The 8,768-nt window shown below is 59.4% G+C and carries 10 protein-coding genes and 1 pseudogene; 2 read left to right on the top strand and 9 right to left on the bottom strand.

Going from position 1 to position 8,768, the window contains the following annotated elements; all coding sequences use genetic code 11:
* Both NKI35_RS29665 and NKI35_RS29660 read left to right on the top strand, forming a co-directional pair.
* Positions 1-142: pseudogene (locus tag NKI35_RS29665) on the top strand (IS630 family transposase); the annotation flags it as partial.
* A 145-nt stretch (positions 143-287) separates the two neighbouring features.
* Entirely contained in the window at positions 288-827 is a 540-nt protein-coding gene (locus NKI35_RS29660) for a hypothetical protein (protein ID WP_023707046.1), read from the top strand.
* A gap of 21 nt (positions 828-848) precedes the next feature.
* On the opposite strand, the gene NKI35_RS29655 is transcribed toward NKI35_RS29660, so the two are convergent.
* From NKI35_RS29655 to cpaB, 9 genes are all read right to left on the bottom strand, one after another.
* The gene (locus NKI35_RS29655; RefSeq protein ID WP_023707047.1) at positions 849-1,442 is read right to left on the bottom strand and encodes a hypothetical protein; all 594 of its coding nucleotides are present in this window, start codon (positions 1,440-1,442) and stop codon (positions 849-851) included.
* On the bottom strand, positions 1,439-2,035 hold the full coding sequence (locus NKI35_RS29650; RefSeq protein WP_023750728.1) for a L,D-transpeptidase: 597 nt from the start codon (positions 2,033-2,035) through the stop codon (positions 1,439-1,441). Before NKI35_RS29650 ends, NKI35_RS29655 begins: the two co-directional genes overlap by 4 nt.
* Complete coding sequence (locus tag NKI35_RS29645; protein ID WP_023750727.1) at positions 2,019-3,182, bottom strand: CpaE/TadZ family protein; 1,164 nt, start codon at positions 3,180-3,182, stop codon at positions 2,019-2,021. The genes NKI35_RS29650 and NKI35_RS29645 overlap by 17 nt, the downstream gene beginning before the upstream one ends.
* Complete coding sequence (locus NKI35_RS29640) at positions 3,179-3,814, bottom strand: TadE/TadG family type IV pilus assembly protein (protein WP_023750726.1); 636 nt, start codon at positions 3,812-3,814, stop codon at positions 3,179-3,181. Before NKI35_RS29640 ends, NKI35_RS29645 begins: the two co-directional genes overlap by 4 nt.
* Entirely contained in the window at positions 3,808-4,299 is a 492-nt protein-coding gene (locus NKI35_RS29635) for a TadE/TadG family type IV pilus assembly protein (RefSeq protein ID WP_023707051.1), read from the bottom strand. Before NKI35_RS29635 ends, NKI35_RS29640 begins: the two co-directional genes overlap by 7 nt.
* Positions 4,300-4,306: 7 nt before the next feature.
* Positions 4,307-5,824 carry a TadE/TadG family type IV pilus assembly protein gene (locus tag NKI35_RS29630; RefSeq protein ID WP_084013635.1) on the bottom strand — a complete coding sequence of 506 codons (1,518 nt, stop codon included), beginning with the start codon at positions 5,822-5,824 and terminating at the stop codon, positions 4,307-4,309.
* 69 nt (positions 5,825-5,893) lie between these two features.
* Positions 5,894-6,193, bottom strand: coding sequence for a hypothetical protein (locus tag NKI35_RS29625; protein ID WP_023707053.1), 300 nt, complete (start codon positions 6,191-6,193; stop codon positions 5,894-5,896).
* The gene (locus tag NKI35_RS29620; RefSeq protein WP_023750724.1) at positions 6,180-7,625 is read right to left on the bottom strand and encodes a type II and III secretion system protein family protein; all 1,446 of its coding nucleotides are present in this window, start codon (positions 7,623-7,625) and stop codon (positions 6,180-6,182) included. Before NKI35_RS29620 ends, NKI35_RS29625 begins: the two co-directional genes overlap by 14 nt.
* 50 nt (positions 7,626-7,675) lie before the next feature.
* Positions 7,676-8,713, bottom strand: a complete 1,038-nt coding sequence (gene cpaB / locus NKI35_RS29615; protein WP_023750723.1) for a Flp pilus assembly protein CpaB — start codon at positions 8,711-8,713, stop codon at positions 7,676-7,678.
* Positions 8,714-8,768 lie beyond the last annotated feature (55 nt).

Raw genomic sequence — 8,768 nt, 5'->3', positions numbered from 1 at the left:
GATCAAACACTGGATGCGAGCCGCCCAGAAGCGAACCATCGACGACACCTGGCGACACATCGGCCACCTCGTATCAACCATCCAACCCAATGAATGCAGAAACTACTTCGCAAACGCTGGATACGCTTCTGTCAAAATCTGAAACGCTCTAGCAGCTGCGCCATACGCGAATGGCTCTTGCAGGCTGCCATGCCCCACTGGCCGCGCCACCACAGAATCACCACCGCTCCGTTAAGCCTCGCGTAATCTCTGCAATCTATCTTGAAGGCAAGATTGTTGAGGGTGACATGAAGCGCAACTCGATAATGCTCTTTGCCTTCCCAGCTCTGATCCTGCTGATCCTTGCAGGGGAGCGCATGGCGACTTTCTTGCTGGGAGCATATCCGGCCAGTCCCACAATGTGGCGGGTTTGGCTTGAACTAAGGCCGCTATCGACGATGTTTTGGCAACAGGTCGATGTCTGTCTGGGAGGGTCGATGGTCGTTGATGCCTCCATCGTGGCTGCCGCGTCGATCGTTTGCTGGACGGCGTGCCGCACAAGAAAGTCGGCTGCCTTCTTCTTTCTTGCCAATCACGTCGCCCTGCTTTTCGCCGGGTTGATGATCGCCGTCACCAGCCATTCCGAAACAGCGAGCACGATCGCTTCATTCGCCGTGCCCGGGGGGCTTCCCTTCTCGCTGATAGTTGATTTCACCTTGAAGAACAGCCTTGTGCTGGTTCTGGGTCTGACAGCATGCGCCTACTGTCATGTTGCCTTTCTCAGCGAAGCTCGAGAGCAATCCGGAGCGCTGGCCGCGAGGCTTGTTGCTCTGCAGCGAGATCTTTAAGGCAGCCCCAATTTTCTAGCGTTAGTTGATCTTCCGGTAGTAAACCTTGCCGTCGGCCTGCTCTATGCGCTGGTAGTCGGGGCTTGGGGCAGGCGAAGCAGCTGCAATCCTCCTTTTGGGCGGACGCGGTGTATCGACGACGCTGGGCTCGGTCGCGTCTTCACCATCGAGAACAGCAGGCGCCTCCGCCATGCTGCTGGTCGTGTCGACGGAAGGTTCCGCTGCGCTCGACGTGATTTCGTCACGGACAATAGGCTGGTTCTGTTCCAGCCGGGCTATGCTCCGGTTGATTTCACCAAAGCTGCTCTGCAGCTGACTGTCCATTTTTTCAAATCGGCTCTGAAAACCGTTGTTGACCGTGTCCAACCGGCCGCCGATTCGTTGTTCGAACGTCCCGAGTTCCTCCAGCCGCCCTTCCAAAAACCGCATATCGCTGATACCGCGGTAGAGATAAACTGCGGCTACCATATTCACCAAAGTGAGCAGGGACGTGCCGATCATGACCGCGCCGATAATGCTTTTGTCGCTCGGTTTCACAACGGCAGCTTGCTCTCCAATGCGGGTTGCTGTCCCAATCTCGATTGCCGGCATGTCCGGTTCGCTGATCATCGTCATTGAACCACCACCTTTGCGCCGATCGCGACGCGCTTGAAGAGATCGATCACATCGGTGTTGGTAAGGCGAAAACACCCCGATGTTCCGTCGAAGCCAACACCCTTGGGATCGTTGGTTCCGTGTATCCGATAGAGCGTGTCACGCCCGTCCCGAGAGAGATAGAGCGCCCTGGCGCCGAGTGGGTTGTAGGGACCGGCAGGCACCATTTGCGGCAGGTCCGGCTGGCGGGCGCGCATCTCGCGGGGTGGGCGCCATTCCGGCCATTCGGTCTTCGCCCCCACCTCGACCACTCCGGTCCAGCCAAATCCGTCGCGTCCGACGCTGATCTGATAGCGAAGCGCCTGGCCTTGTCGGGTCACCAGGTAAAGCGCTTTCTCGTCCTTGCGGATAACGATTGTTCCGGGCTGTTCTGTCGTCTCGAAGGCAACTGTCTTGCGCAGGCTGGGGCCCATTGCCGGCAGCGGCGGCCGATCCGAAAGTGCCGATCGTGCGCTGGCGAAATCCACCAGCATCATCAGCGCAATGCCCATGACGCAGGCCAATCCCGGGCCAATTCGATACCTACTTGGCCGCCCCCTATTTGGCAGCGTCATCGAGCCGCTCTTTGAACATCCGCTTGAGGTCCTTGTTGAAGCGCGCACGCCCATCCACCTCGGCAGGCAGGATAGCACGGTTCAACGCATCGGCCAGAAGCGCATTGTCCAGCGCGACCGACTTGATGTGCGGCGCCTTGAAGATCTTTTCGAGTTCGCTGCGCGAAAAGTGGTTGCCGAACCATTTGCGCTTGTGCTTGTTGGCGACCAGCGTGATGCTGACAGCATTGCCACGCAACTCGCGGATCTTCTTGTAGAGCCGCTTGCCTTGTCGCAGCGAGGCGACGTTCAGTTCGAAGACGATGAAGATCTCGTCGCTCGTCGACAGCACCGAATTGTGCCAAGGCGTCTCGATGTTCGGCAGATCGATGACGATGTCGTCGAACCGGTAGGCGACTAGGTCCAGCAGCCGGAAGACAAAGTCACTGCCCTGCGGTTCGAAAGGCAATCGTGGCCTCTCGAAGGAATAGAGCGTCAGCCCGGACGGGCGCGAGAGCTTGATGACGTCCATCAGTTCGACATCGAGCCTCTCCGGCTGGCCGATAATGCCGCCAAGGTCGAACTGGTTGAACTGGTTGAGATAGGCGCCGCAATTGGCGCTCTGGAAATCGAGGTCGACCAGGCAGGTGGAAGCCCCGCGTTCCTTCGATTTCGACGCCAGGAATTCGGCCGCCGACAAAGCGAGCGTGGTCGCGCCGGCGCCGCCGCTAGCGCTGATGAAGGTGATGATCCGGCTTTTCGTTCCCTGGTTGCCGGTGTCGTGGAAAGTCACCGCGTTGAGCAGTTCCTTGCCGTCGAGCGGCTTGTGCAGCCAGTCCGAAGCGTTCATGCGCACCAGCACGCGCGTCTGCTCCGACGATAGCTCGTCGGATACCGCGATCAGCGGCACGGTCGCCCAAAGGGCGCGCGCCTCGACGATGCCCGGCTTGCCGAGCAACTCGCCATTGCCGAGGTCGAGGATGACGATGCCGGGGCGCGTGTCGGCGGGCGGCCCCTTGAGGAAGTCGCCGGTCTCGGAAACCCTGACGTCGTAGATCGCCAGCGCATCGAGGCGCGTCGCCACATCGCGCTTGAAATTCGCATCCGACGAGAACAGCGCCACCTGCTTTCGCTTGGTCGGTGTAACCTTGGTGTTGATGGCGTTCATGGTGTCCACGTGCTCTTCATGTCTTCGCCCGTAACCGTGCTCAGCATGGACGGCATGGTGATGTTTCCGAATCCGAGCAGCCCGGCCAGGAAGAAAAACTGAAAGGGATGATTGGTGATGCTGACCGTGATGGTCGGGACCGGGCCACTGGGGCGCGTCCAGTAGCCGAGGCCGGAGGCGGCGTATTCGATCCGCACCTGCGATTTCTCAAGCATCGGCAGGTAGTCTTCCATTCCGGCACGGTTGGCCGTGCCGTCATAAATCGCGTCGAACGAGGCCTGGCTCGCATTCGCGGGTAGGCACAAGCCTCCTCCGATACTGCAGCAGGCGACACCTGCCGTGCTTGCAGTGCAGACATAATCGTATGTGCCGGCCGGCACTGCGGTGCCGACTTTGGTCACATCGGCCTGCGTTATCGTTTCAGATGGAAGGCCGAGTGCTACAGGACCAGAAATTTGCGCCAGTCTTGCGCCAGCTTGCACAGCTTTGTTTCCCGCGTTCCATTGGTAAAAGGCGTAGCCGAAATCGACGAAGCCGAGCAGAAGCGTCAATAGCAATGGCAGAGCGATGGCCATTTCGACCATCGCGGTGCCCGACTGCTCCGCGCAAAACCTTTGGTTTCCCATCACCATCCGATGACTCGTTCTTGATGGGAGACACTGAGGGTAAGGGCACCAAAGCCAAGATACGACAAGAATCCAACGTCCGGGTAAGCATAGGATGTACTGACGTTTACGACGACGACCATGCTCGTGTTGCTGAGATAAAGCTGGGCGCCTGTGGATACATCGGTCGCAGGCGTAGACGTAGGGGTAATGTTAACTGTCGCAGGAAGCCATCCAGACACTCTGTCACTGCCGCCAACGACTGCCCCTTTGGCAGCAAGGTTTTGCGCCCACCCCTTGCAAGTGTCCCAGTCGCTACTGCATCGCGCCATGTAGCGAGCTGCATCCTCGACGCCTGCTGCAAGGAGCAGGCGCGTGTTCAGAATATTGGAGAATTCAAACACACCGGCCGATAGCAGTAATACGAACGGGACGGTGATCGCGACTTCCACCAAGGCGGCGCCCCTTTCGTCGCCCTGGAACCGCCTGATGATGTGGCCAAGCTTGGTCATGTCGGCGCTACCGGTACAGCTGGGCTTCGTTGCGGAATGCTTTGTCGACCAGAGTGTTGTTGGCAAAGCCGCCATCGACGTCGACGATCTCAAGGCTGATAGGCTTCTCACCGGCTGAGGGGTCCTCGGGGTCCTTGGTGTTGTCCTGCTTTTGTACCGGCGCGTTGACGAACACACTGGCATAGCCATCAGGCTTGAGCTGGATATGACCATTGATCTTGGCTTTGTTGGCGATGCAGTTGACGATCGCCATGTTGAGCAGCCGCCGATCGGGATCCGCAGTCGGGGTCGTGCCTTTGAAACAGGCTGGGACGCCGGTCTCCTTTGTCGGCGCCTTGGACTTGTCCCCTACGAGCCCGTGCGAAATCTCATAATTGTAGACGTCGTATCGGGAAGCCGGCGCGGTTTTGCTACCGGTCGGGTTGGTAGCACTGGGGACGCTGGGATATGTCCCGCCGTGATTGACGGTCCAGTATGTGGACCAAAAGGTTGAATTGGCGATCTTGTCGGACATTCCCTTCGTGTCGACGTAGTTGTTGCCGGGAGGGAGCGGCAGCGCCGTTCCATCGGTGACCGGGTCATATTTGCTGCAACCTGTCTTCTGGCCCTTGCGAACATTGCTGGCGGGCCGGTAGTTCCAATCCTTGTTGTTCTTGTTCAGTGAGCCGCTATAGAGATCGAATCTGGTGTTCAACCCCGTGTTGACCTGACCCAAGGTGACGCCGGTTTTTGTGGTCAGCGCGTTGCGATTGTAGCAGGTGCCGGAGGTACCCATGGCAATGGCATCGCGCAATGAGCTCAGGCTGTTGTCAATCAGCCCGAAGTTTCCGGGACCGGGGTTGCTGTCGACCTTGAGGATGCGGAACTCTCGGCTGTAGGTGTCGCCAGAGGCAAACGCCTGTTGGATTGTCTTGCTGGTCGAGGAGTCGGTCGTCTCGAACGGGTTGCACATGAAAACCGGTACGGTTTCGCAGATCGACTGAACGAACCCGGCCACGGCCTGCGGCCGGATGTCCATAGTATCGTTGCTGCCGATAAAGCTTGCAGGAAAGATCGTTGCAAAGGCACCCGCACCATCAGTCAGGCCGGAAGCATTCACCGTCACCAGCGAGAATGACACCACTTTAGGATCGGTGCTTGCCCAGTTGACGCCGTTCGAGTCGACGCCGGCAGCGCTCAACCTCGTGTCGTCGCTGGCGGGAATGCCGGTCAAGTAGGTTACCGTTACATCAGACAGGGCGAGCGTATGATCGCCTGCGGTCGAAAACTTAGTCTTCTGCTCGGTCAGAAGGGTCGTCTTCGCTAGGTTGGCTCGGGTGATCGAATCCGATCTGCCATCCAGTTCCGCGGCTGTCGCAAGCGCAAGCGCATCGACACCCTTCTGAAGATCATTGTGCAGTCCGTAGGCCCGACTCATGTCGATGGCCAACAATGCGAAGCCAACCAGCACAGGCAGCATGATTGCGACGAGGATCATCGCTATGCCGCGTTGATCATTCCAGAACGCCCTAATGGTCCCCAACATGACCTTACTCTCTGCTTCCTTGCACCAGGGCCCTCGCTCACCCAGCGCAACGCAACCGCATCCTTCTGTTCAATTCGCTCCGTTGGTCACACCCGACCCGCCGACATTGACCGTCATCGCCGGCGGTGGCGGCGGTGGCGGTGGAAATTTGTAGCTCTGGGCAACAAGCGCAGCCCGCGTGCCGTCGCCTTCGATATGTGTGTTCTTCGAGTTCGGATTGAACGGATCGACCGTCTGCAGCAGCGAATTGAATTTCTGCGTGTCGCCGGCGGCGAGCGTCACCGTGTCGTAGTGGTTCAGATAGTCGGCGGCGCAGCCCGATAGTGCACCGGCGCACAGAATGAGGATCGAGGCGCTATTTCTTGACATAGAGCATCTTGTCCTTCGATTTGAAGTCCAGCATGTGGCCATAGGGCCCAGTCACACCGTCTCCCGTTTCATATTTTCGGATCATGTCCTTGTTCACCTCGAGCTGACCGAGCACGAAGAATTCCGGATCGTTGGCCGGCCGTGTCTTATCGAAGGGCGTCGCCAGCTGTTCGCCGGGCTTCACCGGCCGCACGACGTGCGGCGTGACGATGACGACCAGTTCGGTCTCTTCCTTCTGGCTGCTCGAATTTCGAAACAGCGTCCCGATAATCGGAACCTGGCCGAGCCATGGCACCTGATTCTGGAGCTTGGTGGTCTTGCTCGACAACAAGCCCCCGACCGCGAAACTCTGGCCGTCGCGCAGTTCAACCACGGTCTGCAGTTTGCGGTTGGTGAAGATCGGGTCGCCGGCGGTGGTGAAGCTGGTGAGGTCACTCACTTCCGGCGCCAGTTTCATATGGATCTTGCCGTCGTCCAGCACGACAGGCGTGAACAGCAGATTGACGCCGAATTGCTTGAATTCGATCACGACCTGGCCGTTGGAGTCTATGCTGCGGATGGGGATTTCGCCGCCGGCGTTGAAGCTGGCGGTTTCACCAGAAAGCGTGGTCAGGTTGGGTTCGGCGAGCGTGCGCACCACACCCTTGGCCTCAAGCGCCTCGATAATGAGGTCGACTTTGATGTTGCTGTCGATAACGCGGGTGATCAGTGCCGCGAAGGGATTTGATCTCGACAGCAGCCCACTGACCAGGTCGCCTGCCCCCAACACTGTTCCATCCGCGTCGACAGTGGCGTCGCCGGTTCCAACTTTGGTAGTGCCGCTGCCGTTGGTGCTCTTGATGGACACGCCAAGATCCCGGCCCACATTGCGCTTCGCCTCCAATATGCGCACAGCCAAATTGACCTGCTGGCTGTCATCGACGATCACGGAGTTGATGATTGCGTCGGGGCCATATTGTTGCGCCACCTCGAGGATCGATGCCAGCGTCGCGCCATCCTTGACGTGGCCGCCGAGCCTGACCTTGCCATTGATGGAACCGATCTCGATGCGCGCCCTGGGTGCCACCTGGCGGATCGCCTGCGCCATATCGCTGACGTCGACGCCGACTTCGATCTGGATGACGCCGAGCGAGCGCTTTTCCGGGGAGAACAGATTGACCGTGGTGGTGCCGGCGCTCTTGCCGATGACATAAAGCGTTCGGTCGGTCATCGGCTGGGCATCGGCGATCTTCTCGTCGCCGACAACGATATCGCCGAGATTGGCGCTCACCTGTAGCGTCACCGACTGTGACATGGGCAGAAAGATGCGATGGACGCTCGGGTTCGATACGTCGATGAAACGGTCGGCTGCCTCCGTCCCAAGGCTAGACGTCAGCAGCGCAGCCAAACAGGACAGTGCGGCCGCCGCTACCCTCATCCAAAACCCCTGCATCCCCATCTCCCAAACTGCTGCCGCCGGCAGCCCCGCTTCGCCGCATCCCTTTATGGTTGTCGCGGCACGTCATAGGATTCAAGCTTCACGCCGCGAAAGACGCCCACTGTAACATTCTTCGGCGGTTCCGGCTCCAAATACTTGATAACTTCCTTGACGACTTCTTTTGATGCGGGTGCCGTCACCACGGGCGGCACCGGCTTGACCTTGCTTAACTCGTCGAGCTGGCTTCCCACCCTGTCCACGGCCTTTTCCAATCCGGCGATCTTGTCAGCTGCGCGCTGGCGTTCGGCTGCGGCTGCGGCGTCGGCTGCGGCCTGCTTGTCCAGTTCGGCCTGCCTCTTTGCGACATCGTCCGGCGTCTCGCCATTCAGGTCGGAAAGCGTGACTCGTTCGGTTGTCTCGCCCTTGTTGGCGGCAGCCTGGCGCAGTGCAAGAGACAATTGCCCCGCACCGGCGGCCAGCGTCAGTTTCTGCGCGTCCTTTGTGGTGGCTTCAAGCGTCACCGACTTAACCACCGTCGGGTTGTCCTTGCTCACGTCAGCGACCTGGTCGACGGCGAGCACTTTCATGCTCTGCAGCAGAACGTCGACAAAACTTTTGTCCGCACCGTCATCGCCGCGCACCGAGCGCGTCAGCAGCACATCAACCCGGTCGCCCGGGAAGACGAAGCCGGCGACGCCAAGCACGTCGTTGACGCGGATGGAGACGGCCTTCATGCCTTCACCCAGCACCGCCGAAAGCGTGGCGCGCTGGCCTGGACCGGTAATCTTGCTGCCGAGGATCGGCTCATTGGTGCTGATCGCTTGCAGCGCCTGCCTTGCGCCACTGCCGGCCAAGGCTTCCTTGGTGGTCTTGAACGCTCCAGCCGGGACTGCGCCCGCGGGCCAAGCGATCTCATGCAACTTGTCGGCGCTCAATGTGTCGCCGAACTTCAGCGGCAGTGCCGCGACAACGATCGTATTGCCTTTGCCGTTTGATTGAGCCAAAGCACTACGCTGGCCAGCGAGCCAGATGTTGATCAGCACGACCGCCAACACCCCGAAGACGCCGGCGAGGACTATCATAATAAGTGTGTTGGCGCGCATAACCCCAAGCCCCCAGCCAATAGAGCGGGAATTCGCCCGCCACGACTGAATTCAG

The sequence above is a fragment of the Mesorhizobium sp. M0676 genome (genome assembly GCF_040320535.1).
Taxonomy (GTDB): domain Bacteria; phylum Pseudomonadota; class Alphaproteobacteria; order Rhizobiales; family Rhizobiaceae; genus Mesorhizobium.
Note: the sequence above shows the minus strand (reverse complement) of the source record. Positions and strands in the feature narration are given on the sequence as shown.

What these genes read in the sequence shown, in the direction of transcription:
- NKI35_RS29660 (WP_023707046.1), top strand. Translation starts at nt 288, where the DNA reads ATGAAGCGCAACTCGATAATGCTCTTTGCCTTCCCAGCTCTGATCCTG.
- NKI35_RS29655 (WP_023707047.1), bottom strand. Translation starts at nt 1,442, where the DNA reads ATGACGATGATCAGCGAACCGGACATGCCGGCAATCGAGATTGGGACA.
- NKI35_RS29650 (WP_023750728.1), bottom strand. Translation starts at nt 2,035, where the DNA reads ATGACGCTGCCAAATAGGGGGCGGCCAAGTAGGTATCGAATTGGCCCG.
- NKI35_RS29645 (WP_023750727.1), bottom strand. Translation starts at nt 3,182, where the DNA reads ATGAACGCCATCAACACCAAGGTTACACCGACCAAGCGAAAGCAGGTG.
- NKI35_RS29640 (WP_023750726.1), bottom strand. Translation starts at nt 3,814, where the DNA reads ATGGTGATGGGAAACCAAAGGTTTTGCGCGGAGCAGTCGGGCACCGCG.
- NKI35_RS29635 (WP_023707051.1), bottom strand. Translation starts at nt 4,299, where the DNA reads ATGACCAAGCTTGGCCACATCATCAGGCGGTTCCAGGGCGACGAAAGG.
- NKI35_RS29630 (WP_084013635.1), bottom strand. Translation starts at nt 5,824, where the DNA reads ATGTTGGGGACCATTAGGGCGTTCTGGAATGATCAACGCGGCATAGCG.
- NKI35_RS29625 (WP_023707053.1), bottom strand. Translation starts at nt 6,193, where the DNA reads ATGTCAAGAAATAGCGCCTCGATCCTCATTCTGTGCGCCGGTGCACTA.
- NKI35_RS29620 (WP_023750724.1), bottom strand. Translation starts at nt 7,625, where the DNA reads ATGCAGGGGTTTTGGATGAGGGTAGCGGCGGCCGCACTGTCCTGTTTG.
- cpaB (WP_023750723.1), bottom strand. Translation starts at nt 8,713, where the DNA reads ATGCGCGCCAACACACTTATTATGATAGTCCTCGCCGGCGTCTTCGGG.